The following is a 23,126-nucleotide window of genomic DNA, read 5'->3' on the forward strand; positions in this document are numbered from 1 at the left end:
CTGTTCCGGCCCCACAAGAAGGCACTTCCATGTCACTCACGCACACCGCGGTAACCGCCGACCTCGAACCCTGCGGCAAGGAGGACCACCCGGACTGCGGCATCCGGGATGTCCTCGACCGCATCGGCGACACCTGGTCGGTCCTCGTCGTCGTCGAGCTCGCGTCGGGCGACCGCCGGTTCCGCGAGCTCCAGCGGGCGATCGACGGGATCTCCCAACGCATGCTGACGCTGACCCTCCGCCGCCTCGAACGCGACGGCCTCGTCGACCGGACCGTGTACCCGACGGTTCCCGCGCAGGTGTCCTACGCGCTCACCTCGTCCGGTGCTGGGCTCTCCCACCTGATCAAGACGCTCGCCGACTGGTCGCTCGAGCAGCGGCCGGTGATCGCGGCGTCGCGTTCGGCGTACGACGCCGCCCACCCGGGGCATGCCATCCGGTGAGCACTGTCGCGTGACGCCCGCGCGGAGTAGCGTCGGCGCATGGAGCATCCGATCGTGCATGATCCCGACGATCCGTTCGTCGAACGCGTCAGGCGGTTGTGCCTCGCCTACCCGGAGGCCGTCGAGACGTTCGGGCACGGACGCCCGCGGTTCAAGGCGGGCAAGCGCGTGTTCGTGACCGTCGGGTCGGAGATGCGCATCCCGCACAGCGTCACGTTCACGCCGGCCGAGGAGGAGCGCGGCGCCTGGCTCGAGGACGACCGGTTCTGGTCGCCGAAGTACGACGGCCCGTCGGGCAAGCTCGCGTTCGACGCCGGTCTCGACGGCGACGACGGCCGCACGCTCGACGACGTCGACTGGGCACTCATCGCTGAGTTGATCGACACCTCGTACCGGCAGGTCGCCCTCCAGCGGCAGCTCCGGGCGCTCGACGCCCGCTGACGACCACGACGATCTCGCCCTGGCGAGTGGCGCCGTGCCAGACTGACCAGCGGGGGAGCCGTGCGCTGCGGTTCGAGGACGGGGAACGGTGAGCGACGACGGATCCGGGATGCGCATTGCCGATCCCGAGCCCGACGCGGCGTCGTCCGGGAGTCCGACGCCGGCCGGTCGAGCCGGAGTCGGAAGCCTCGCCGTGTGGCTCCCGCGCATGAGCGCTTACCTGCGACGCAGCGCCGTGCTCGCCGCATCGACGACCGTCGTGGTCTCCGTCGTCGTCGGTGCCATCGCCGCGTGGGGGATCCTCGGCCGACAGGTCGAGTACCGCGACGGTGACGGATACCGGATCACGGGAGGCGCCAACCCGGCGGCCTGGTCCGACGCCGTCTCCTTCTCGCCGGTAGGGGAGTGGTACAGCGTCCTCGGCACCATCGGAACGTACCTCTGGTTCGCCCTCGCGGTCGTGCTCCTGCTCGTGCAACCGGCGACCGAGCTCGGCGGACGATGGACCAGGTCCCGGGGATTCGGCGCGTTCTTCGGACTCGTCCCGGTGGCCGTCGTCGGCCTTGTGTTCTGCGTCATCGCGTCGGTCAGGATCACCGGTGGCAACTCGCCAGCCTGGCTCGTGGGCTGGACCTCGTTCGGGACCGTCGTCTGGTTGGCGGTGGTCTACGGGCTGCCGATCCTGCTCGTCGTCGCGGCGATCGTCGGCCTCGCGAAGCTCGCCGACCGCGGGAGGCGGCGTCGGTTCCTGCTCGTCCTCGGAGCCGTCCTCGCGGTCGCGGTCGTCGCCGGATCGCTCGGACTCTTCCGTCCGCCCGCGGTCGAGCCGGTGGCCGGGCCACCCGTCGGTGGGGAGGCCGCGGCGTTCACGCAGGCCCTGGAACCACTCGACGGCGTGGCGTCCGTCGAGGTCGTCGGTGCGGGGGCGACGGTCCTCATGGCTGCCGGTGCCGGAACCGACCAGGTGCTCGCAGCCGCCCTCGCTGCGCGGCAGGTCTCGGAGGAGCAAGCCGCCGCAGCTCAGGCTGCCGAGGTCCAGCCCGCCATCGTCATGGTCGTCCTGGCCCGCGAGTCGAGCACCACCGATCAGGCCGCCGACGACCCGCAATCAGCGCCCTGGCGGTTGCAGCTCGTCCCCTCCGAGTTCCCGGCGGACACCCTGCCCGCCCAGGTGGATCGGCTGCTGCGGGCGGAGGCCCTCGGCATCCAGATGGTCATCACGGGCGATCGGCCGGCGATCACCGTCCCCTCGATCGCCGCGTTGCCGGGCGTGGTCGCCGTCTTGGCCGAGATCGCCCCTGACGGAGCCTACGTCTCGGTCCCGGAGCGGTTCTCGATGGTCTTCGACCCCCTCGACCTGAGCCCGGCGATGGTCGACGCGATCGTCGGGGTCGTCGTCGCGAACCCGAACGCGGAGTTCGAACTCACCGCACAGCCGAAGCTCTACGTGAACCACGTGACCCCTGAGGCCGCAGCCGCGATCGACGCGATCCTCCGCGACCCGGCGCTCGCGGGGACGAGCCCCTCCGGGTACCCCGCCGAGTACCAGATCCACACGATCGGCCCCGACGGCGACGTCTACCTGGAGGGCACCTTCGGTTGAGCCCCTGCCGGTAGCGTGAGGGGATGACCGCCGCTCAGCCCTCCCGCCTCCAGTTCGGTGCCTTCGTGATGAACACCGGCTCCCACATGCAGCACGGCCTCTGGCGCCACCCGGATGCGAAGCAGCACACCTTCGACGACGTGAACCTGTGGGTCGACCTCGCGAAGACGCTCGAGCGCGGACGCTTCGACACGATCTTCTTCGCCGACGTCGTCGGGGTCTACGGCGGTGCCGGAGCGTCCTTCGACGTGAACGCCCGCGAGGGCATGCAGTTGCCGAGCAACGACCCGTCGATGCTGCTGTCGGCGTTGGCGATCAGCACCGAGCACCTCGGCCTCGCGTTCACCTCGTCGATCCTGCAGGAGCACCCGTTCACCTTCGCCCGGAAGATCTCGACGATCGACCATGCGTCCGGTGGGCGGGTCGGCTGGAACATCGTCACGAGCTTCCTCGAGAACGCGGCGCGCAACTACGGGCTCGACCGCCTCGTCGAGCACGACGAGCGGTACGCGTGGGCCGAGGAGTACGTGGCGGTCGTCGGCAAGCTCTGGGAGGGGTCGTGGGACGACGGCGCGCTCCGCGCCGACAAGGCCAGCGGCGTCTTCGCCGACCCGACCAAGGTGCACCGCATCGACCACGTCGGCGAACGGTACCGCGTGGAGGGCCCGCACCTGTCGTCGCCGTCGCCGCAGCGCTCACCGCTCCTGTTCCAGGCCGGGTCGTCCGGCGCGGGGAAGGCGTTCGCCGCGAACTACGCCGAGGTGCAGTTCATGATGGCGCCCAGCATCGAGGCCGCGCGGGCGTCCGCGGAGTCCACTCGGGCGCTCGTCGCCGAGACCGGCCGCGACCCGCGCGACGTCAAGTTCTGGCAGGCGATGTCGTTCATCGTCGGCAGCACCGAGGAGGAGGCGAAGCGCATCGAGGCCGAGTACGACGACCTCCTGTCGGCCGACGCGTTCCTCGCTCACTCGAACCTCGGCACCGACCAGGCGACCGGCAAGCCGATCGACCCGGACACCCCGCTGAAGGACGTCGAGACCCAGGGCGGGCACAGCATGCTCGAGGCGCTGAAGGCCCTGTCGCCGGACCGGGAGCCGACCGTGCGCGACCTCGCCAAGCTCACCGCGAAGCTGCGGGGTCGCGTCGTCGGCACGCCGGAGCAGATCGCCGACCACCTGGCCGAGTGGCGCGCGGCCGGGATCGACGGGATCAACGTCGCCAACTGGATGATCCCGCACTCCTACGAGGTCTTCGTCGACGAGGTCGTGCCGGTGCTGCAGGAGCGTGGGCTCGCCCAGCGCGAGTACGCGCCGGGCACGCTCCGCGAGAAGCTCTTCGGTGCGGAACCCACCCTGCCGGAGACGCACCCGCTGCGTGCCTACCGCGGCGCCTTCGCCGGCCGCTGACCCGCACCCGCTCGGCAGCAGGACATCCGCCCGAGAACCGGACGTTTCGACGTGGAATGTCCTGCTCTCGGGCGGATGTCCTGTTCTCGTGCCGCGGCGGGCTACTCCGGCTTGGCCGTACCGACGGCCCAGACGAAGGGCGGCGGCGTTCCGTTGATGGACCAGTCGCCGACGATGCGCGTCTTGTAGATGACGGGGTTGTGCGACGCGACCGTGCGGGCGTTGCGCCAGTGGCGGTCGAGGGCGCTCGTGCGGCTGACGGCTGAGGCGCCGAGCGTGTTGAACAGCAGCGTCGCGGACCGTGGGACGAGCTCCGAGAGCACCACCTGCGCCTGGGCGGAACGGATCTCGGCCTCGATGTTCGCCTGCACGTCGTCCGCGGAATCGCGGTCGGCGGCGGTCTCCGACGCCCGCTCGATCGCAGCGGCGACCCCGAGCACGGTCTGCTTCGCGACGAACGCGATCGACGAGATCTCGCCGACCACCGCCTGGATCTGCCCGTCGTCCTTCACGAGTGGCGCGAGACCGTGCGTGTAGACGCGGGTGCGGGCGCGGATCTGCTCCCCGGCGTCGCGCTCGACCGCCGCAGCGATCCCCGCGTGCACGGCGATGAGCACGTGCTGGTAGAGCGCGGTCTGGTAGCGGAACCGATCGGTGAAGGGGTGCAGCTGGTCGGCGTCGACGACGGCGTCCTCGAAGACGATCGTCCCCGTGCCGGTGAGCTGCTGCCCGAAGCCGTCCCAGTCGTCGGCGATCGTCACGCCCAGCTGGTTCGTGCGGACGAGCACGGTGACCTCGGCGTCGGGCTGGCCCTCGACGACGAGTCGCGCGGTGGCGTCCGTCCAGTCGGCGTAGATGCTGCCCGTCGTGTAGAACTTGCGGCCGTTCACGACGTAGCGGCCGTCGCGCTCGGTGACGACCGTTCCGGAGACGCCGAGCGCGCCCGAGCCGACCTCGCTCCAGGCGTTGCCGACGATCTCACCGGCGACGAACCGCTCGAGCCAGGCGGTGCGTCGATCGCTGGGGGCCGCGACCAGCTGGTCCTCGACGAGGGCGATGTGGCCGCGGAAGATCTGCGGGAGGTTCGAGTCCGCCGCCGCGAGCTCGAGCAGGAGCTCGGTGAACTCCGGGAAGGTGAGTCCCGAACCGCCGAACTCGGCGGGGACCCTGAGTGCGCCGAAGCCTGCGGCAGCGAGCTTCCGCACCTCCTCCCGCGGGAGCCGGTGCTCGAGTTCGCGCTCCACGGCGCCGGCCTGGATCTCGGCGAACAGCGGCAGGAGCAGCTCGCGGGCGGCCGCGAAGCCGACCGGGCGGGCGGTGGTGGAGGGTGCGGAGGTCATCTGGTTCCGTTCCGGAGGCGGCGGTGGGCCGGTCTTGTGGTTGGCCCTTCGACAGGCTCAGGGACCGGTGGAGGTGCTCAGGGACCGGTGGAGGTGCTCGGCGACCGGGTTGGGCAGTCTGGGTTCGGTCCCTGAGCCTGTCGAAGGGGGGAGTGGCGTGAAGGCCTAGGTGTAGAGCGAGATCGGCTGCAGCTCGCCGTTCAGGTGGTTCGCGCCGACTTCGAGCTTCTTGTAGTCGACCGGGTCGTGGAGGGAGTGCGTGCGCACGTTCCGCCAGAACAGGTCGAGCCCCACGGAGGCCTTCGCCGAGCTGGAGCCGGTGACCTCGAAGATGCGGTTCGCGACCTCGATGCCGAGCTCCGTGGAGACGACCTTGAGCTTGGCGATCTCGATGGCGATGGCGCCGCGGTCCTCCGCGGTCACCGCCGCTCCCCGCTCGATGATGCGGTCGAAGCTGGCGTTCGTGCGGTCGGCGAGCGCCTCGACGGCGGCGATCGACGACACGAACTCGCCGACGACGCGCTGGACGAACGGGTCGTCGCGGTAGGTCTCGGCGTGGCTGAGGAACCAGGCGTTCTTCCGCGCCCGGACGAGCTCGGTGCCCTGCGCGAGCGCGCCCTCCGCGATGCCGAGGTAGAGGTTGCCGAAGGCGAGCTGGATGCCGGGCGTCACGAGTGAGGAGAACGGTTCGTCGCCGACGGTGCCGAGGATGTCCGTCTGCTCGACGAGCACGTCGTCGAACCGCACGGAACCCGACGCGGAGAGCCGCTGGCCGAGCGCGTCCCAGTCGCCGAGGTAGGTGATGCCCGCGCGGTCGTGGTCGAGGACGAACTGGAAGATCGTGCCGTCGTGGTCGCCACCGCGGACGACCGCGTTGACGAGGATGACGTCGCCGGCCGAGGCGCCCGTCGAGAACCGCTTGAGTCCGTTGAGGCGGAACGCGTCGCCGTCCTGGGTGAGCGAGAGGTCGGGGTCCGTCGGGTTGACGGAGTCGCCCCAGATCCAGCGGCCCTCCACGGTTTTGCGGTGCCACTCGGCCTGCGTGGCCGGGTCGGCGGTGAAGCCGATGTTGCCGGCGTTGATGTAGTGGTAGGCGAGCAGCTGGCCGATGGAGGCGTCGACGCGCGACAGGATGCGGACGACCCGGAAGGCGCTCTCCCAGTGTCCGCCACCCCCGCCGAACTCGGCGGGGTCGAGCAGGTTGACGAGGCCCGATTCGCGGAGGAGGTCGAGCTCGGTGGTGGGGTCGAGGTTCGCGCGGTCGCGTTCGAGGACGTCGACCGCGAGCTTGGCGGCGACCTCGGTGGCGACGGCGTCCCAGTGCGCGAGCTCGGCGTCGTCGGCGGTGCCGGACCAGTACGTACGCTTTTCGGGGACCGGCTGCCCGGTCACTGGGCCTGTCGAAGTGCTGATCGTGTCGATGCTCATGCTGAGGCTCCTTCTGGGGCGTAGGCGTTGGTCTCGTCGGCGTTGTCGGTGTCGAAGAGGGACGGTGCGGTGTCGTCGGCGGCGGACGGCTGCCCGACGTACGCACCGCGGTACCGGTGGGCCGGGTGCCACTCGGGCACAACGGGGGAGCCGGTGCCGTTCAGGCGGCCGCGCAGCGTCCCCTCCGGGTACTCGTCCCAGACCCGGCCACGGCGACGCAGCTCGGGCACGAGCAGGTCGACGACGGCCTCGAAGGTGCCGGGCGTGATGACGTAGGCGAGGTTGAAGCCGTCGGTCCCGGCGACGTCGATCCAGCGCTCGATCTCGTCGGCGACCGTCGCGGCGCTACCGACGAACACCGGTCCGATACCGCCGATGCCGATGTAGTGGGCGATGTCGCGCGGCGTCCACTCGCGCTCCGGATCGGCGAGCGTGAAGATCGCGAGCGCCGAGCGGGCCGCGTCGGTGTCGACGTACTTGAGCGGCTTGTCGGGGTCGAAGGAGGAGAGGTCGAGGCCGGACCAGCCGCCGTAGAGGGTGAGGGCGCCGTCGAGCGAGATGTACTGCTGGTACTCCTCGTACTTCGCCTGCGCCTCCTCGTCGCTCTCGGCGACGATCGCGGTGGCGAGGGTGAGGATCTTCACGCTGTCGCGCGGGCGTCCGAGGGCCTCGGCGCGGTCGCGGATGTCGTCGGTCGTCTTGCGCGTCAGCTCCGGGACGAGCCCGTTGATGAACACCGCCTCGCCGTGGGTGGCAGCGAACTGGCGACCGCGGGCCGAGGCGCCGGCCTGGAAGATGACGGGGGTGCGCTGCGGCGACGGTTCCGAGAGGTGGATGCCGGGCACCTGGAAGTGCTCGCCCCGGTGGTTGATCGGGTGCACCTTCGTGGGGTCGGTGTAGACGCCGTTCTCCCGGTCGATGACGACCGCGTCGTCCTCCCAGGAGCCCTCCCACAGTTTGTAGGTGACGTCGAGGAACTCCTCGCCGATGCCGTACCGGTCGTCGTGCTTGATCTGGGTGGTGAGCCCGAGGTTGCGGGCGGCGGAGTCGAGGTAGGAGGTGACGACGTTCCAGCCGACCCGACCCTTCGTGAAGTGGTCGAGCGTCGAGAAGCGGCGGGCGAGGGCGTACGGCAGCTCGTAGGTGGACGCGACGGTGACGCCGAAGCCGAGGTGCTCGGTCGCCTTCGCCATGGCCGACACCTGGATGATCGGGTCACCGACGGGCAGCTGCGCGGAGTCGATGAGCGCGGGCGCGGAGGAGTGACGGTAGACGTCGTAGATGCCGACGACGTCCGCGATGAACAGGGCGTCGAAGGTGCCGCGCTCGAGGAGTCTGGCGAGGTCGATCCAGTAGTCGATGTCGTTGTAGCGGTGCGCCTGGTTCTCGGGGTGCTTCCACAGGCCGGGCGCCTGATGGGTCACGCAGCTCATGTCGAACGCGTTGAGGATGATGCGCTTGCTCACAGGGATACCACCGGGTCGTCTCGTCGAGGCTGGGTCCGACGGCGATCACGGCGCCGTCCAGCACGACGGTACTCGGGGGCTCGGGTGCTCGCGAGGGGCCCGAAACAGAGCGTCACATGGGCCGCTGGGCGTCCGTTCCTCACGGTTCCTTCCCAGAGTTACTTCACCTTACGTAAGGTAAAGTAACTTCCATGAGACCCAGTGCGCGGAACGAGATCCTCGATGCGGCCGTCCGTGTCGTCGACGCCTCCGGAGAGGCCGACATCACCTACGAGGCGGTGGCGCAGGAGGTCGGTCTGACGAAGGCCGGACTGCGCTACCACTTCCCCTCACGGGACGCGATGATGATCGCGGTGATCGAGCACGTGGTCGCCCGCTGGCAGCGCGAGCTCGAGGAGGAGTTGGGGGCGCCGCTCGAGACGTCGACACTCGAGGAGCGTGTGCGGGCCTTCGTCGCCTTCGCCGGGGAGGGCGGGGCGAGCCAGGGCGAGTTCGTCGTCTTCGCCGAGGCGGTCAGGCGTCCCGAACTCGCCGCTCCCTGGCTCGAGTACCTCCGCACCTGGTTCGGGTTCGGTGAGGACACCGATTCGACCTCCCTCCTGCTCGTCTGGTTGGCGGCTAACGGCCTCTGGATCGCCGAGGCGACCGGCATCCTCGACGTCGGCCGCGACCAGCGCGCCGACCTCGTCTCGCGACTCCTGGCCCTCGCTGGAGGTGAAGCCCGATGAAGAAGTGGCTGATCCTCTCCGCCGCCATCCTGTTGGAGGTCACGGCGACCCTCTCGCTCCGCGGCGCCATCGAGAACCCCTGGTGGTCGATCCTCGCCGTGGTCGGATACGCGGGTGCGTTCATCGCGCTGTCCCTGCTGCTCCGCATGGGGGTGCCGATCGGGGTGGTCTACGGCATCTGGGCCGCTGCGGGCGTCGCGCTCACCGCGGTGCTCGCGTCGCTCGTGTTCGGCGAGCAGTTCACCTTCACGATCGGGCTCGGCATCGCGATCGTGATCGCCGGCGTCGTGCTCGTGGAGACGGGCCACGCGCCGGAGTCGCCGACGCCCGCCGCGACCAACGAGGAGGTCGGCGCATGACCTGGTTGCTCCTGGCCGGCGCCATCGTCACCGAGGTCGCCGCGACGCTCTCCCTGCGCGCCTCGGAAGGCCTGCGGAAGAAGCGGTGGATCGCTCCCGTCGCCGTGTTCTACGTGACCGCCTTCGGACTGCTGACCATCGCACTCGCAAACGGGATGCCCGTCGGGATCGCCTACGGGATCTGGGCCGCCTGCGGGGTCGCCCTCACGGCCATCGGTGCGCGCGTGCTCTTCAAGGAGAAGCTGACGCCGAAGATGATCGTCGGCATCGGCCTGATCGCGGTCGGTGTCCTCGTCATCGAGCTCGGTTCCCAGGCGCACTGACCCGCGCAGGTCGTCGCCCCACACCCACTCTCCGCCCGAAAGGAAACGCGTGTTCACCATCGCTCCCGCCTCGCCCGCCGACCTCGAGGAGGCCGCGGCCGTGCTCGCGACCGCCTTCCGACTGGACACGGTCACCTCGACGCTCGTCTCCGGTTCCGATCGTGAGCGCCGGCTCGCCCTCCTCTTCGAGGCGATGCTGTGCTCGGGTGCGGCATCGAGTGGCCGCGTCGACCTCGCTCGCCGGGACGCCGACGGCGTCCTCCTCGGTGTCGCCGTCTGGGAGACGCCGGACGCCCGCCACTCCGTGCTCGACCAGGTGCGGCAGCTGCCGAGGTTCGCCCGTGCGCTGGGGCTGCGCGGCCTTCCGCGAGCCATGCGCCTGCAGCGGACTCTCGCGCTGCACCGTCCGGCCGAACCGCACTGGTACCTCGCACAGATCGGCGTCGGCGACGGCGCTCGCGGGGCCGGTGTCGGGGGTGCGCTCCTCGAGTCACGCCTGCGCACCATCGACGCCGACGGCCTCCCCGTGTACCTGGAGTCGTCAAACGAGCGCAATCGCGCGCTGTATCGGCGAAGCGGATTCCGGAGTATCGCCTCCATCACGGGCATCCCGGGCGTGACGCCGGCTGCGATGTGGCGGGACGCCGCGCGGTCCGCTCCTGCGTCGACCGTCTCGGCGTCGACGCAGGCGTGGATCGGTGGCCGTTGACGCTGGACTCCCGTCGCCGGCCTGACCGTGGCCTGACGGGGTGGGGAGCTGTACCCATTGAACGGCTGTCGGGTCTGCGGCATCCTCGTCGAGAGCGATACCGCTCGTGACCGACCGCCTTGGGGGGCTCCTGTGGACAGCAACGTGCTCGCGATCATCGCCATTCTCATCCTGCTCGCCATCGTCGGGCTGGGGGTGTTGAAGGGACTCGGGCGCCGGAAGATCCGGGAGGCCGGCGAGAGCAAGCAGGCCAGGATCCCCGCGACCCTGCAGGAGTTCGGTCGCTCCGTCATCCTCGGGACCGACACCGCCGGTGCGGTCGCGCTCATCGAGGCCCTGCCGAAGAGCCGGTTGAAGTCCCTGCGTCCGGGCGTCTGGGGCCTCAACCAGATCTCCAAGGAGGACGCGGTGATCGAGGTGTGGCCCGCGGGATCCGGCGCTGAGGTGCTGGTCACCTCGCTGGAGGAGAACTTCGGGTTCCCGCAGGGGCTCGACGGCTGGCAGCGCTTCACCGGTCAATTGGAGGCCGCTGCGACGGCGCAGGGTGTCTCCGTCCAGCGTGGCGCGCGGGCCTTCCAGTACCAGCCGGCACCCGCGAACTCCCTCGACCGCGCGCACTGGGTGCTCGCGAAGGTCGTCGCGCAGTAGCGCTGCCGGTCGCTCGACGAGTCCGCTGAGGCGGTCGCCGACTCGCCGCCGCGGTCACGCCAGGCGTCGCCGGTAGACGAGCATCGCGAACCCGTACGCGACCACGAGCAGCCCGACGCACCACGCGAGTGCGATCCAGATCTCGCCGCCGACGGCCTCGGCCGCCAACAGTCGTCGGATGGTGTCGACGATCGAGGTGACGGGCTGGTGCTCGGCGAACCAGCGCACCGGGCCCGGCATCGTGTCGGTCGGGACGAACGCCGAGCTGATGAACGGCAGGAAGATCAACGGGTAGGCGAACGCGCCCGCACCATCGGGACTCTTCGCGGCGAGCCCGGCGATCACCGCGACCCAGGTCAGCGCGAGGGTGAACAGCGCCAGGATGCCGACGACGCCGAGCCAGGCGAGCGGACCGGCCGGGGATCGGAACCCCATCACCAGGGCGACCGCCACGACGATGACGAGTGACAGGCCATTGGAGACCAGTGACGTGAGCACGTGCGCCCAGAGGATCGCCGACCGTGAGATCGGCATGGAGTGGAACCGCTGGAAGACACCGCTCTGCAGATCGGTGTACAAGCGGAGCGCCGTGTACGCGATGCCGGAGGCGATCGTGATGAGCAGGATGCCCGGGAGCAGGTAGGTGACGTAGGTGTCGGTGCCCGTCGCCAGGGCTCCGCCGAAGACGTAGGTGAACAGGAGCATCAGGGCGATCGGGGTGATCGTGACCGTGATGATCGTGTCGAGACTGCGCGTGATGTGCCGCATGGATCGACCCGTCAGGACACTCGTGTCGCTGAGGAGGTGCGAGCGTCGTCGGGCGACGGCGGGACGGGCTGTGGGTGCTGTGAACGTGGTCATGATTGCTCCCTGTCGGTGTCGGAGTGCGTCGTGGAGATGTCGTTCCGGGCGTCGCGACGGCCGATGATGGCGAGGAACACGTCCTCGAGGCTGGGCTGCTTCTCGACGTACTCGACCGCGGCCGGCGGCAGGAGTCGCTTGAGTTCGGACAGGGTCCCGTTCGCGATGATGCGGCCCTCATGGAGGATGGCGATGCGGTCGGCGAGGTGCTCTGCCTCGTCGAGGTACTGGGTGGTCAGGAGGACGGTGGTGCCGTGTCCGGCCAGCTCCGTGATGACGTCCCAGACCTCGAGTCGTGCTTCCGGGTCGAGCCCCGTGGTGGGCTCGTCGAGGAAGACGACCGAGGGGTCTCCCACGAGGCTCATGGCGATGTCGAGGCGGCGCCGCATCCCTCCCGAGTAGGTGCCCGCTCGTCTGGTGCCGGCATCGGTGAGAGAGAACCGCGCGAGGAGTTCGTCGGCGATCCGTTTCGGCTGCGGGAGGTGACGGAGTCGGGCGACAAGGACGAGGTTCTCGCGCCCGGAGAGGGTGTCGTCGACGGCGGCGAACTGGCCGGTCAAGCTGATGGTCTCCCGCACCCGGGCGGCTTGCGAGACGACGTCGAACCCACTGACCTGTGCGGTGCCGCCGTCTCCGCGGAGCAGTGTCGAGAGGATGTTGACGACGGTGGTCTTGCCCGCGCCGTTGGAGCCGAGCAGGGCGAAGATGCTGCCGCGTTCGACGTCGAGGTCGACGCCGCGCAGGACGTCGAGTGTGCCGAAGGACTTGGTGAGTCCGCGGAGGTGGATCGCGGATGTCGGCGCAGTAGCGGGTGGTGCGGTGGTCGTGGGCATGGTGTCCGGCCTTTCGGGGTCGCTGATGGACGCGCTCTGAGGGGCGCGAGGTGCGTGTGGAGGAGCTGCCGAAGCGGTCGCGGATGGGCGCGACGAACAGCGCTACCCAGGCGCTGCGTCGATGGCCGAGGGTTGCGGCGTCGACCTGGTGCCTGTGGTGCGATCTGCAGCGGGTGGTGCGGTGTGCCTGGCTCCGCGGGGGTCAGTGCGGTGGCGTCGGGGAGGTCAGCGAGGGTCGCTGCCGGGACCGGTGCCGTGCGCCGCGGAGTCGATCGCGCTCGTGAGGCGTGCGCGTTCCTTGAGGATCCACTCGCCGGGTGCGTAGTTGCGGATGAGTTCCTCGATGAACTCGATCGGGTCCTCGCCGACGATGCTGCGGACCGGCATGTCGTTGGCTGCGGCCTCTTCGAAGAGCTCGGTGAGGTTGTCGAGGAGTGGGAGCAGGTTCGTGCTGCGCGCGGAGGCGAAGTAGTACACGTAGTGCTCGAGCGCCTCGACGGTCGTCCGGTAGTTGGGCGGAAGCGCCCGGGTGCGTGCGCGGAACCGCTTGTATTGGCGTTTCTCCTCGATCATGCGGCTGAGGAACATGGTCAGGACCTTTCGTCTCGGAGCTGTTCGAGTCGCTCGGACAGGAAGCTCCAGGTGTTCCAGAACTCGGCGAGATAGCGCTCGCCGTCGGGGTTGAGGGCGTACACCTTGCGGGGTGGGCCCTTCTCGGAGGGGCGCTTCTCGATGCTGACGAGCCCCTTCTGCTCGATCCGGACGAGGATCGCGTAGATGGTGCCTTCGGCGATGTCGGTGAAGCCCTTGTCGCGCAGGCGGGCGGTGATCTCGTAGCCGTAGGCGGGGGAGCCGGCGAGCAGCGCCAGGACGATGCCTTCGAGCGTCCCCTTGAGCATCTCGGTCATCTGCTTCGCCATGGCACTCCTTGCCGACTACTGAGTGATACTAGGTACTGGTAGATAGTAACACTGAGTACCGATTGCGCAAGGGGTGTTTTCGACCCAGGTTTGCGGGATCTCGTCCGGCCCCTGAGCTCGTCGAAATGGGTGGATCCCCTTTCTGGTCCCTGAGCCTGTCGAACGGACTGCCGGCCGCCCGCTCGCCTACAGGTTCCCGAGGTACGCCAGGCGCTCGCCGCCGAGCTCGATCGCCAGCGCCCGCTGCCGCTTGACCCGCCGCCAGCGCACGATGAACAGCACCGTCCCGACAGCCGTGAGCACGAGGCTGACGCCGAGCATGATCGGCCCGGTCGCGCCGAGCTCCTCCGGGTCGACGGAGAGGAGGGCGCCCGCGAGGACACCGACGCCGCCGAGGCAGGTGCCGGCGTAGGCTCCGACTGCGAACAGGCGCGACGCTGGGATCGGGCCGAGGAAGTGCTGCAGGAGCACCGGCGGAAGTCCGCGGCGGCGTTGTTCCGGGCCGCGCCGGTCGAGCCAGTCGAGGGAGAAGCGCTGAGCGATGTGGATCTCGCGTGCCCGCGCGATGCCGCCGACGATCCACGCGACGAACGCGAGCAGTGCCGAGCCGACCACGGCGACGGCGACGAGCGCGTTCGCGTCGGACGGCAGGAGGCGGTCGATCACCCCTTCCGCGATGGCCGCGCCGAAGATCGCGAGCAGGCCGATGCCGGCGAGCGCGATGAGGATTCGGTCGCAGACCTTCCGGAGGGTGCGTGCGCCGACCGTCTCCGGAATCGGTTGCAGGTGGACGACCGCGTCGTCGTCCGCGAGCCAGGACCGCACCCGAGCCTGGTCCTGTGGCGGAATCCACGACGGCAACTCGCGTCCGTCGTCCGGGTCGCCGCGCTCCGCGTCCCGATCGCCGCGCTCCGCGTCCCGCTTGACGCGCTCCGCATCCCGATCGCCGCGCTCCGCGTCCCGATCGACGCGCTCCGCATCCCGATTGCCGAGCGCCCCATTCCGGTCACCGAGCTTGTCGAGGTGCACTCGGCCGACGATCTGCTCCGCGGCCAGCCGGGCCGGGTCGTCCGGTCGACGGAACCGGTCGTCGTCCGTGTCGTTGTCGTCGACCGCCGTCACCTCGTCCTCGTCCGCGATGACCGACCCGTACTGCGGCGCAGGCGGCACGAGGGGAGTCGGGTTCGGGGCGTCAGGCGCCGCTGGAGCCACGTCCTGATGCGCGCGCTCGACCTCCTCCACTGCGCCCTGTGCGGCCCGCATCGCTTCGTCCCGGATGCTCCGGCCGAGCGGCCCCGCGGCCTGGACCACCGCGTCGAGCAGCTTCACGTCGCCGGTGGACTCCGCCACGGCGATGCAGTCGCCGATGAACCCGCGTCGACCGATCGCGACGTCCGAGCCCTTCCCGGCGAGGGATCGCGAGATGCGTTCCCGGCCGACGTCGAGCGGATCCTGACCGGTGTCATCGGGGATGCCGCTGCCGGCGATGAGCGCGACGAGTGGCACGAGGTCCGACGTGGGGAGGCTGCGAAGCCAGCCGCCGTTCATGATGATGCGGGCGCGTGCGCCGGTGTCGGTCGTGAGTCGCAGGCTGAGGGCCGGCGTGGTCGCGGCGGGATTGCGGGTGAGGAGCTCGCCGCTCACGATCGAGCGGAGCGGGACCGTCTGGCCGCCGAGGAGGGCTGTGCCGCGGACGGTGTCGACACCGACCGGGCGGAAGGCGGTCCGGAGGTAGGACAGGCAGATGCCGGCGGTGAGGATGAAGATGACCGGAATGACGATGAGCGCCGTGGGTGCGATGTCGAAGATGCCGTCGATGACGCTTCCGGTGATCCAGCCGAGGACGGTGGCGAGGATGCCCGACAGAATCAGGATGAGGACGAGGTTCGCCCTGACGGGAGGGCGGCCGATCATCGTGAAGCCGTCGTTCGTCGGTCCTGGTGCTGCGCTCACGTCGTCCTCTCGGCAGGTGGTCGCATCGACTGTTCCATGTCGGCGCCCGTCGTGTCGATGGGGAGCCCTGCCGCGGTCCCCGGGCCGCACCCGTTCTCTGATCCACCTCCTCCGCTCCCTGAGCCGCCTTCCCCGGTCCCTGAGCTTGTCGAAGGGCGCTCCACCTCCGTCCCCCGAACCTGCCGAGGCACGATTCGCGTCTTCGGCTTCCGTGTTGTAGGCTCTACTTCGGCCTGCCGAGCCGAAGTTCTCTTCTCTCAGCAGGCAATGCGCCCGTAGCTCAACGGATAGAGCATCTGACTACGGATCAGAAGGTTGGGGGTTCGAATCCCTTCGGGCGCACATTCTGAAAAGCGGTCCACTTCGGTGGGCCGCTTTTTTCCTCCCGCCTGACAGCAGGATATCGGCGCGAGAACCGGATGGAATCGCGGGAAATGTCCGGTCCTCGGGCGTTTGTCCTGTTCTCGTGCGGTTGCCACGCGCCGCTACGCCCGGCAGCTGTCCAGCGTGCCCGTGAGCGCCTGGCGGTCGGCGTCGTCGACCGTGAGGTCGTACGCCATCAGCACGAGCACGAACCGAGCCGCGTACTCGCAGTGCGAGGCGGCCGAGGGCGGCATCCAATCGCCGGGGCCGGAGTCCGACTTCGAGGAGTTCGTCGCGCCGTCGACGGCCTGCAGGTTGATCGGGTCGTTCGCGAACTGCTCCCGCTGCTGCTCCGTCCACGTGTTCCCGCCGTGACGCCAACCCCACGCGAGCGGCACGACGTGGAATCTGTAGTTGTCTACTCGTGTGGTTGATGTGGCTTACACGAGGAGGCTGGAATGGCGCAGGTGCAACGAGTGCAGATACCGGGCGGCGAATTATCGTGGACGGTGGTGGGCGGCGATCACTCCGTGATCGTCCCGGCGGAGGAATATCTGGAGTACGCCCGTCAAACCGGTCTGCGGCGCAACACGGTACGGTCATATGCGCAAGGGCTAGCGGAGTGGTGGTCGTTCCTTGAAAACGTGGAGCGTGGATGGGATCGCGTGAGTATCGCGGATGTCGTCGAATTCATCGGGCGGCTTCGTGCTCCGGACCGCCGGCGCGGCAGCCTCTCGGATGGCAGTGTGCAGGTACGGGTGCGAGCCGTAACGAGCTGCTACAGGTACCACGCGGCGCTCGGGAGGCCGACGTTGGTTGTTGAGACTTCAACCTCTCGCGGCGGCTACGTGCCATTCCTCGGCCATTTGCGTAGGCAGCCACAGTTCTTAGCGGCGGTCGTCGTGCGGCGTCGACGCACCATAGCGCCGGTCCTCACTCCGGCGCAGATCCAGGAGCTCCTCGAGGCTGAGGCTGTGACGATCGATGGCGACTGGACCGGGGACGTGCGCTACCGGCTGCTTTGGGCGCTGTTGGCAGACACAGGGATGCGGATCGGCGAGGCTCTTGGGCTGCAGCATCGTGACTGGGCGGCCGGACGCGGCGGCACCGCTGCAGTAACAATTGCCGACAGATCGAATCCGCATGGGGTCGCGGCGAAGTCCGGCCCGCGAGTCGTGCATGTGGGGAGCCGACTGGATCGCCTGTACTCCGATTACGTGTGGTGGTTGTGCGACCGCGGCGCGGATCAAGAAATCGAAGACTGGAACAGCTCATACGTGTTCTGCAACATCAGCCGTGGGCAGCGCTGGGCGCCGCTACGGCCGGAGTCCATCTACGCGCATCTCGCGGTTGTAAAGAGGCGTGCGCCGCTTGTGCCGTCGGAGATGACTCCACACTGGTTCCGTCACACCCACGCGACCGCTCTACTGCTGACAGGCACGCCGGTCCACGTGGTCTCGCGCAGACTCGGCCACAAAGACGTGCAGACCACGCTGAACACCTACGGACACGTAACGGAGGACGCAGAGCTTGCCGCGCTGGCAAATTGGGCCGAGTTCTCCGAGGGGTGGTGGGGCGCCGATGATTGAGCCGAAGCGGCTCGAGCGCCGCGACATGGGGCTGCAGCTCGCGGCCATGTTCGACCCCGCTATCGCTCGTGGCCTGTGGGAATCGCTGCCCGAAGAGTGCCGCTTGACGAGGCTGACCAAACGGAACATTCCCGAGCGGTACCGGGCGGCGGTGAAGGCGAAGGGGGTCGCCTACGGCGAGGCGTGGGCCACGGTCGGCATCAACTTCCGGGACCTGCCGGAGTCGATGCAGCATGAGCTGGCTTGGCTGCTGTTCCGCGAGATCGAGCTTGGCCGATTCATCCACCCCGCCCCGTGGAGTGAGGCCACCCGAGTGCTTCGGGCTGCGACCGCGGCCGGCACGACGGCAGGTCGCTCCGCGCGCTCGCTCTTGGACCTTAACGCTCAGGAATGGCTTCGGGAGGCGCGGGCCGCAGCCATGCGCGACTATCCCATCAGTGTCAACGCGGGGAGACTCGAGGACGCTGGGCATCGGATCAACCAGATGCTCGACCTGCTGGTGTATTCGTATCACCGCGGCGGGTGGTGGCAGCTGGACGTGTGGAACCCAACCCTCGATGCGCGCATTCCCCGCCGATCCCACGAGCCGAGCCTGCGCAGCGCATGTTACTTCACCCGCATTAACAGCATCTGGATGCGGGAGGCCGCCAAGCTCTGGTTGAGCAGCGGCCTATCCACCGGTCGTTACACCTGGTCGACCGTCAAGTCCCGATTGGACGCGCTGAAGTGGCTACAGAGCCACATCAACGATGAGGGAGACGTCGGCCCTTGCCTTGTAGAGGACCCGGCCGCGCTGCGCGGCTTCATCGTACGGTTCTGCGGACGCCTGGCCGCTCACCGTGTGCAACAAGGCCAGAGCAAGGGGCAGCCGCTGGGCAAGAACCCACGCCGCCAGACGATCACGGCAATCGAGCAGTTCTACCAGTGGTGCTTCGACAACCGCAGCGACCCCTCACTGCGTGCCATCGACGAGCGCTGGGGCGAGCTGCGCGGCGAGCATGCCGTGCTCTTCCGTCCCGAAGACAAGCCTCGCCTGACGAATAACCCCAACCACAGCCTGGCCTTGGAGGACGAAGTCATGACTCAGCTGGCCGCGGGCTGCGAGTGGATCGCCAAGCCCAAACCGGACGGCGGCGGTGACCTCCAAGCCTTCCACGCTCTTCTGCTGCTCATGCGCACGGGGCGGCGCGTGAACGAGATCCTCATGATGGACTTCGACCCTCTCGAGCCGCTACTCGGTAGCCACGTCGGCGAGGCAGCCGGGTTTGTGGCTCGGCTGCGCTACCAACAGACGAAGATCGAGCAGACCGGCAACCCGACGATCCCTGTAGATGAGGAGGTCGTGTCGATCATCCGCGCCCAGCAGAAACACGCAAGAGAACTCATGGCCAGCTTCGGCGAGCCTGACCGAACCCCCAAGTACCTGTTCCTGGCCGCGCTGAAGAACAGGCACGGCGAACGCCCCTACCCGATGGGAAGCTTCCACCCCCGCATGCGCCAGCTCTCCGACGTGCTGGACCTGAAAGACACAGCCGGCAACCCCGTTTCGCTTGCGCAGACCCACCGGTTCCGGCACACCAAAGCGACCAACTTGATCAACGGCGGCGTGCCACTGCACGTGGTCATGCGCTACCTCGGCCACGTTACGCCGACGATGACGATGCACTATGCAATCACGCGCGACGCCACGATGGAGTCGGAGTTCCTCAAGTACAAGAAGGTCACGAGCGACGGTCGAGAATCCGAGGTCGACCCGAGCGACCTCTACGACCTTCTCCAGCTCGACAAGCGAGCCGACCGCATCCTCCCCAACGGCTGGTGCACCTTGCCGCCGAAGCAGACTTGTGACAAAGGCAACGCGTGTCTGAGTTGCTCCAAGTTCGTTACTGATGCCTCCCATGCGGACGTCCTGCGCCGTCAACGCGAAGACACTTCACAATTGCTCGCGAGCAGGCAAGCGGCGTTCCAAGAGCGGTATGGCGCCCCGATGCCAGACAACAATGTGTGGGTCGAAGGACGCGCGCGTGAGATGCGTGCACTCGACGGCATTCTCCTGAAGATAACTACGATCACGAACGGCGGCGTTCGCGCTGCAGGGACCGAGGATTGAATGCCGCACGATCATCTCCGCAAGGCGGCTCAGGATCGCCATGTGTCAGCCGAGCGACGCGCTCAGGCCGCGGTGAAGCGGATGACGGCCGCGGCCAAGAAGATCACATTCGCCGCCGTCGCTCGGGAAGCGGGCGTGTCCACCGACTTCTTGTACGACACTCCGGAGCTGCGGGAACTCATCCTCCAGCTCCGCGAGCACAGACCCGAAACGCAAGTTGGTTCGACGACGAACGCCAATGGCGCGGTGCGCGCACTCACAGCTCGCATCGCTCATGAACGTGGCGTACACCGCCACGAGATTGAACGTCTGCGCCTCGCGCTCGAGCAAGCCCACGGCGAGAACCTCGAGCTCCGACGCCGGCTGGCTCGCTACGAATAGCAGCGGTTCGAGCGGCCACGTAGCCGATAGTGGTGTCTCACCAATCCAGTCCTCTGTGACGACGCTTTTGATGTTTGGGCTGGCCAATGGAGTACCACGAGGCCGCTCCGCCTTGTCTCAGTAGAGCTGCAGATTGGGTGTGCTCGATGGGAGCACTTCCGACAGAGGTGTGTCGAGCGTTTGAGCGATCGCCAGAAGGGTGCGGAGCGTGGGATTCGCTGGATGCCCTGGAGCAGACTCGCCCTTCTCGTACTTCTGGTATGTGTACCGGGTTAACCGGGATCGGTACGCGACGTCCTCTTGCGTGAGACCAGCCGCGAGACGCAATCGACGGAGATTCGTAGCCAGCTCCGCGACGTACGCGCGCCAGGCTGCGTCTTCATCTGCAGAGCGGTTTGCCACGCATCCAGGCTGTCGACCGCCGCAGCCCGGTATGGCCTAATCTATGTGGCATAATCTAAGAGGCCATACGAAACAATCACTACCGCCGTCGGAGTCTGCGCTCCGGCTCACCTTGCACGTGTGCTGCCTTGATCCGAAGCTGACGGCGACGCTCGGGACAGCGGCTTGTGCAAGTCGACCGTGATTGTTGAGGTGGCAGTGGCTCAGAGTGACAGGCCTATCTGGTGGCGAGCCCAAGAAGGACCGCCACCGGCTTCATGGGATGTAGTGTTCCGCGACTTCACAGATCCTGACACCGCAGACGAATGGGGACTGGCGGCGGCGATATTCATCGCTCGAACCCGCCGGCGACTTGATCGTGGCCCTACCTTCGTCGAACTGTTCAACGAGCTACTCCCTGACAGCGGGGGGCTTCCGGCACCGATTCCGGTCCGCCTGAACTACAGCCAACGGGCGCGGCTTGCGCAGGACTTCCGCATCTACGCAGCGATCGAGTGGAAGCGCCGCGGTTGGGTCAGCTGGGACGTATCCATCGCTAGAAGCCTTCGGGTGGGGAGGGTCTTCCGTGAACTCTCCCGCGCACGACAGCGGCGTCGTGATGAGGCACCGGAGATGGGAGCGCCCCGCGCTGCTACATCCGAGCGACCATCGCGGCAGGCCGGTTCCGCTTATAGACCGGCGGGTCAGGCCGACGAGGCGCACGAGCCGGCGGCTCGACCCTCGGTAGCCAGTTCAGATGTAGCGGAAGATTCGCACGCGCATGTGCGTGACGATGTCGAGGGGACTGCGTATGCGGAACTTGCGCTCAAGGCGGAGCGGGGCCAGGTTCGCGTGATCGGCAGAGTCCTGCACGGAGCCGAGGCTGCGGCCTTTGGGCGACGACTGGTGGACGATGCGGACGCCAACCCGCGCGCGCAGTCCCTTGCTGAGTCCGAAGACGACCGTCGGTAGAATCGCGGCACGAGAGGTGGTGACCATGGCGGAGAAGCGAGTGCGGTTCCAGGACGTGAAGCCCTACGACGCTCCCGAGCGCCTGGACGAGCTGCGCGGCCCGGCCCACGGGACCGTCCAGTTGCCACCGTGGGTCTACTGGGGCCCCAGCCCGGTTGCGAACCTCGACAGCGTGGGTGACGCGATCCGCGCCTACCAAGCCACCATCCAGGAAGGGCGCACCGTCGACCAGGTGCAGATCCTCAACCGGGACCGCCTCATCGAACTCTGGCCAGAACTGCACATGCCGCCCCGCGTCCGAGAGCTGTGGGAAGGCCGCTTCCTCGAGCTCGCGGAGTCCGCATGAGCACCGACGAAGAGCTGCAGCGGGACATAACCCGCCTCGCCCTTCGGGCGCTGCACGGCACCCCCTTCGCCCTCGCGGGCTCAGGAGCGATCCGAGAGCACGGCATCATCGACCGTCCCACCCAGGACATCGACTTGTTCACCTCCGACCTCGACGCCGGCCGGTTCGACACGGCCGTCAGCTCCGTCGTCAACGGGATCCGAGATGCCGGCCACGCCGTCGACGAGCTGCGCCGAGTGGAGCAGTTCGCGCGCCTGCACATCACCACCGACGAGGGCCGGTTCGTTGAGATGGACATGGGTGTGGACTACCGCGAAGGCGAACCCGTCACCCTTTCGGTCGGTCCCGTGCTCAGCCTGGACGACGCCGTCGCCAACAAGGTCAGCGCCCTCTACAGCCGGGCTGAGGCCCGCGACTACCTCGACGTCGACGCGATCCGCACCTCCGGCAAGTTCACCGACACCGAACTCATCGACGCAGCACGGGAACGAGATCTCGGATTCGAAGTCCCCATGTTCGCCGCGCAGCTCGAAGCGGTGCAGCGGCTCCGCCCGGATCAGACGATCGTGTACAACGTCGACGCCGCGGAGCTCGACGCGATCAAGACCCGACTGACCAGCTGGGCTGCTGAGCTGCGGGCGCCCGAACGCCGGCCCGGGGGTGCGTCACTCGACCCCGAGTTGCAACGCCTGGCCGAGCTCCGTCGGCTGGGCTTCCCGACCGCGCCCGGCGCCCAGCGAACGGCCGGCCCCACCCCGCCAACCGCTACCCCCGACGGCCGATCCCCGGAGCAGAACCGCGATCACGGCCGCGCTAGATAGCCGATCGACTACCTCAGCGCGTGTTCCGCATAGAAACGAACCTCACCCGTGTCAAGCAAGACGGGCGTTACATTTACGACGTCGCCTGTGACAAGTTCGTAACCACTAACACCGATACGCTCACGGAACTGCTTTGAAGCACCGACCGGCCACTCAAGCTGGACGCCGGGGCCGTCGGGAGTGCTGACCCTCTTCGCATCGCTCATGCATTGAGCGTAGGGACGACAACCGACATCCCTATTCGCTGACACAGCTACGCTGAGCGCGACAGGCCCCCCCGCCTGTCGCTGGTTCCTGGCCGCACGCTCCCCGCGTGTTGGCCAGGAACCGTTCTAAGCGCTGCTGGCACACTGCTGCTATGGCTCAGCGCACGATCACCACGCTCGTCGACGACCTCGACGGAACAGGCCTCGAGCGAGGATCTGGCGAGACGATCCGGTTCGGCGTCGACGGCCGTACCTATGAGATTGACCTCAGCGACGACAACGCCGCCGCGCTCCGCGACGTCCTGCAGCCCTACACGGAGGCCGGTCGACGGATCGCGCCGACCCGACCGCGTCGACGTCGCCGGTAAGGGTGCACAGCACCCTTGCGTCCTATCTGCGGCAGGCCTAGCATCGCTCCCGACTGGGGCAGCGTTGCCAGTACGGATTCGGGTTCCGCGTGTGCCGCTGCTCTGGTTTTCTGGGCGCACGTTCGGGC

27 protein-coding genes and 1 tRNA gene are annotated in these 23,126 nt (G+C 68.2%); 16 read left to right on the forward strand and 12 right to left on the reverse strand.

Features of this window, described 5'->3' with window-relative positions; translation table 11 throughout:
* Positions 1–29 precede the first annotated feature (29 nt).
* From ACQG07_RS04470 to ACQG07_RS04485, 4 genes are all read left to right on the forward strand, one after another.
* Positions 30–443, forward strand: a complete 414-nt coding sequence (locus ACQG07_RS04470) for a winged helix-turn-helix transcriptional regulator (protein WP_191941936.1) — start codon at positions 30–32, stop codon at positions 441–443.
* A 39-nt stretch (positions 444–482) separates the two neighbouring features.
* Positions 483–884, forward strand: coding sequence for an MmcQ/YjbR family DNA-binding protein (locus ACQG07_RS04475; protein ID WP_426737410.1), 402 nt, complete (start codon positions 483–485; stop codon positions 882–884).
* A gap of 88 nt (positions 885–972) precedes the next feature.
* Entirely contained in the window at positions 973–2,487 is a 1,515-nt protein-coding gene (locus ACQG07_RS04480) for a hypothetical protein (RefSeq protein ID WP_426737413.1), read from the forward strand.
* A gap of 23 nt (positions 2,488–2,510) precedes the next feature.
* A complete protein-coding gene (locus ACQG07_RS04485; protein ID WP_426737415.1) occupies positions 2,511–3,893 on the forward strand; it encodes an LLM class flavin-dependent oxidoreductase in 1,383 nt (460 codons plus the stop codon).
* Between the two features lie 101 nt (positions 3,894–3,994).
* On the opposite strand, the gene ACQG07_RS04490 is transcribed toward ACQG07_RS04485, so the two are convergent.
* From ACQG07_RS04490 to ACQG07_RS04500, 3 genes are all read right to left on the reverse strand, one after another.
* Positions 3,995–5,233 (reverse strand): acyl-CoA dehydrogenase family protein, encoded by a 1,239-nt coding sequence (locus ACQG07_RS04490; protein ID WP_426737417.1) that lies wholly within the window; start codon positions 5,231–5,233, stop codon positions 3,995–3,997.
* Positions 5,234–5,398: 165 nt separating this feature from the next.
* The gene (locus ACQG07_RS04495) at positions 5,399–6,661 is read right to left on the reverse strand and encodes an acyl-CoA dehydrogenase family protein (RefSeq protein WP_426737419.1); all 1,263 of its coding nucleotides are present in this window, start codon (positions 6,659–6,661) and stop codon (positions 5,399–5,401) included.
* Positions 6,658–8,127, reverse strand: coding sequence for an LLM class flavin-dependent oxidoreductase (locus ACQG07_RS04500; protein ID WP_426737421.1), 1,470 nt, complete (start codon positions 8,125–8,127; stop codon positions 6,658–6,660). The genes ACQG07_RS04495 and ACQG07_RS04500 overlap by 4 nt, the downstream gene beginning before the upstream one ends.
* Positions 8,128–8,318: 191 nt before the next feature.
* Between ACQG07_RS04500 and ACQG07_RS04505 the strand changes: the two genes are divergently transcribed.
* The 5 genes from ACQG07_RS04505 (at position 8,319) to ACQG07_RS04525 (ending at position 10,894) form a co-directional block, all read left to right on the forward strand.
* On the forward strand, positions 8,319–8,855 hold the full coding sequence (locus ACQG07_RS04505) for a TetR/AcrR family transcriptional regulator (RefSeq protein WP_426737423.1): 537 nt from the start codon (positions 8,319–8,321) through the stop codon (positions 8,853–8,855).
* The gene (locus ACQG07_RS04510) at positions 8,852–9,214 is read left to right on the forward strand and encodes a DMT family transporter (protein ID WP_137244092.1); all 363 of its coding nucleotides are present in this window, start codon (positions 8,852–8,854) and stop codon (positions 9,212–9,214) included. The genes ACQG07_RS04505 and ACQG07_RS04510 overlap by 4 nt, the downstream gene beginning before the upstream one ends.
* Positions 9,211–9,537, forward strand: coding sequence for a DMT family transporter (locus ACQG07_RS04515; protein WP_071260538.1), 327 nt, complete (start codon positions 9,211–9,213; stop codon positions 9,535–9,537). The genes ACQG07_RS04510 and ACQG07_RS04515 overlap by 4 nt, the downstream gene beginning before the upstream one ends.
* 49 nt (positions 9,538–9,586) lie before the next feature.
* Positions 9,587–10,246: a GNAT family N-acetyltransferase gene (locus ACQG07_RS04520; RefSeq protein ID WP_426737425.1), complete on the forward strand. Its 660-nt coding sequence runs from the start codon at positions 9,587–9,589 to the stop codon at positions 10,244–10,246.
* Positions 10,247–10,378: 132 nt separating this feature from the next.
* Entirely contained in the window at positions 10,379–10,894 is a 516-nt protein-coding gene (locus ACQG07_RS04525; protein ID WP_426737427.1) for a hypothetical protein, read from the forward strand.
* A 54-nt stretch (positions 10,895–10,948) separates the two neighbouring features.
* Here the strand turns inward: ACQG07_RS04525 and ACQG07_RS04530 are convergent, their stop codons facing one another.
* The 5 genes from ACQG07_RS04530 to ACQG07_RS04550 all read right to left on the reverse strand — a co-directional run bounded on the left by ACQG07_RS04530 (position 10,949) and on the right by ACQG07_RS04550 (position 15,461).
* Positions 10,949–11,755, reverse strand: coding sequence for an ABC transporter permease (locus ACQG07_RS04530; RefSeq protein WP_426737430.1), 807 nt, complete (start codon positions 11,753–11,755; stop codon positions 10,949–10,951).
* Positions 11,752–12,588, reverse strand: a complete 837-nt coding sequence (locus ACQG07_RS04535; RefSeq protein WP_426737432.1) for an ABC transporter ATP-binding protein — start codon at positions 12,586–12,588, stop codon at positions 11,752–11,754. The genes ACQG07_RS04530 and ACQG07_RS04535 overlap by 4 nt, the downstream gene beginning before the upstream one ends.
* Positions 12,589–12,813: 225 nt before the next feature.
* Entirely contained in the window at positions 12,814–13,176 is a 363-nt protein-coding gene (locus tag ACQG07_RS04540) for a DUF1048 domain-containing protein (protein WP_426737434.1), read from the reverse strand.
* 2 nt (positions 13,177–13,178) lie between these two features.
* Entirely contained in the window at positions 13,179–13,508 is a 330-nt protein-coding gene (locus ACQG07_RS04545; protein ID WP_079706510.1) for a PadR family transcriptional regulator, read from the reverse strand.
* Positions 13,509–13,694: 186 nt separating this feature from the next.
* The gene (locus ACQG07_RS04550; protein ID WP_426737437.1) at positions 13,695–15,461 is read right to left on the reverse strand and encodes a hypothetical protein; all 1,767 of its coding nucleotides are present in this window, start codon (positions 15,459–15,461) and stop codon (positions 13,695–13,697) included.
* A gap of 269 nt (positions 15,462–15,730) precedes the next feature.
* On the opposite strand from ACQG07_RS04550, the gene ACQG07_RS04555 reads away from it, so the two are divergent.
* Positions 15,731–15,803: transfer RNA gene (locus ACQG07_RS04555), tRNA-Arg, on the forward strand.
* 143 nt (positions 15,804–15,946) lie between these two features.
* On the opposite strand, the gene ACQG07_RS04560 is transcribed toward ACQG07_RS04555, so the two are convergent.
* The gene (locus tag ACQG07_RS04560; protein ID WP_426737439.1) at positions 15,947–16,222 is read right to left on the reverse strand and encodes an HNH endonuclease family protein; all 276 of its coding nucleotides are present in this window, start codon (positions 16,220–16,222) and stop codon (positions 15,947–15,949) included.
* 60 nt (positions 16,223–16,282) lie between these two features.
* Here ACQG07_RS04560 and ACQG07_RS04565 point away from each other — a divergent pair, with 60 nt between their 5' ends.
* The 3 genes from ACQG07_RS04565 to ACQG07_RS04575 are packed head-to-tail and all read left to right on the forward strand — an operon-like array spanning position 16,283 to position 19,904.
* Positions 16,283–17,413: a tyrosine-type recombinase/integrase gene (locus ACQG07_RS04565; RefSeq protein WP_426737441.1), complete on the forward strand. Its 1,131-nt coding sequence runs from the start codon at positions 16,283–16,285 to the stop codon at positions 17,411–17,413.
* Positions 17,406–19,523, forward strand: coding sequence for a tyrosine-type recombinase/integrase (locus ACQG07_RS04570; protein ID WP_426737443.1), 2,118 nt, complete (start codon positions 17,406–17,408; stop codon positions 19,521–19,523). The genes ACQG07_RS04565 and ACQG07_RS04570 overlap by 8 nt, the downstream gene beginning before the upstream one ends.
* A complete protein-coding gene (locus ACQG07_RS04575; RefSeq protein WP_426737445.1) occupies positions 19,524–19,904 on the forward strand; it encodes a DUF6262 family protein in 381 nt (126 codons plus the stop codon). It abuts the gene before it with no gap.
* A 117-nt stretch (positions 19,905–20,021) separates the two neighbouring features.
* On the opposite strand, the gene ACQG07_RS04580 is transcribed toward ACQG07_RS04575, so the two are convergent.
* Positions 20,022–20,306: a helix-turn-helix transcriptional regulator gene (locus ACQG07_RS04580; RefSeq protein ID WP_426737447.1), complete on the reverse strand. Its 285-nt coding sequence runs from the start codon at positions 20,304–20,306 to the stop codon at positions 20,022–20,024.
* 732 nt (positions 20,307–21,038) lie between these two features.
* Positions 21,039–21,284 (reverse strand): hypothetical protein, encoded by a 246-nt coding sequence (locus tag ACQG07_RS04585; RefSeq protein WP_426737450.1) that lies wholly within the window; start codon positions 21,282–21,284, stop codon positions 21,039–21,041.
* Between ACQG07_RS04585 and ACQG07_RS04590 the strand changes: the two genes are divergently transcribed.
* Entirely contained in the window at positions 21,283–21,603 is a 321-nt protein-coding gene (locus ACQG07_RS04590; RefSeq protein WP_426737453.1) for a transcriptional regulator, read from the forward strand. The genes ACQG07_RS04585 and ACQG07_RS04590 overlap by 2 nt on opposite strands.
* Positions 21,600–22,424, forward strand: coding sequence for a nucleotidyl transferase AbiEii/AbiGii toxin family protein (locus ACQG07_RS04595; RefSeq protein WP_426737455.1), 825 nt, complete (start codon positions 21,600–21,602; stop codon positions 22,422–22,424). Before ACQG07_RS04590 ends, ACQG07_RS04595 begins: the two co-directional genes overlap by 4 nt.
* Before the next feature lie 8 nt (positions 22,425–22,432).
* Here ACQG07_RS04595 and ACQG07_RS04600 read toward each other — a convergent pair whose 3' ends face one another.
* Complete coding sequence (locus tag ACQG07_RS04600) at positions 22,433–22,630, reverse strand: hypothetical protein (protein ID WP_426737457.1); 198 nt, start codon at positions 22,628–22,630, stop codon at positions 22,433–22,435.
* Positions 22,631–22,782: 152 nt separating this feature from the next.
* Here ACQG07_RS04600 and ACQG07_RS04605 point away from each other — a divergent pair, with 152 nt between their 5' ends.
* A complete protein-coding gene (locus ACQG07_RS04605; RefSeq protein ID WP_426737459.1) occupies positions 22,783–22,998 on the forward strand; it encodes a histone-like nucleoid-structuring protein Lsr2 in 216 nt (71 codons plus the stop codon).
* Positions 22,999–23,126 lie beyond the last annotated feature (128 nt).

Source organism: Plantibacter sp. 2H11-2, from assembly GCF_050031945.1.
GTDB classification, from domain to species: domain Bacteria; phylum Actinomycetota; class Actinomycetes; order Actinomycetales; family Microbacteriaceae; genus Plantibacter; species Plantibacter auratus.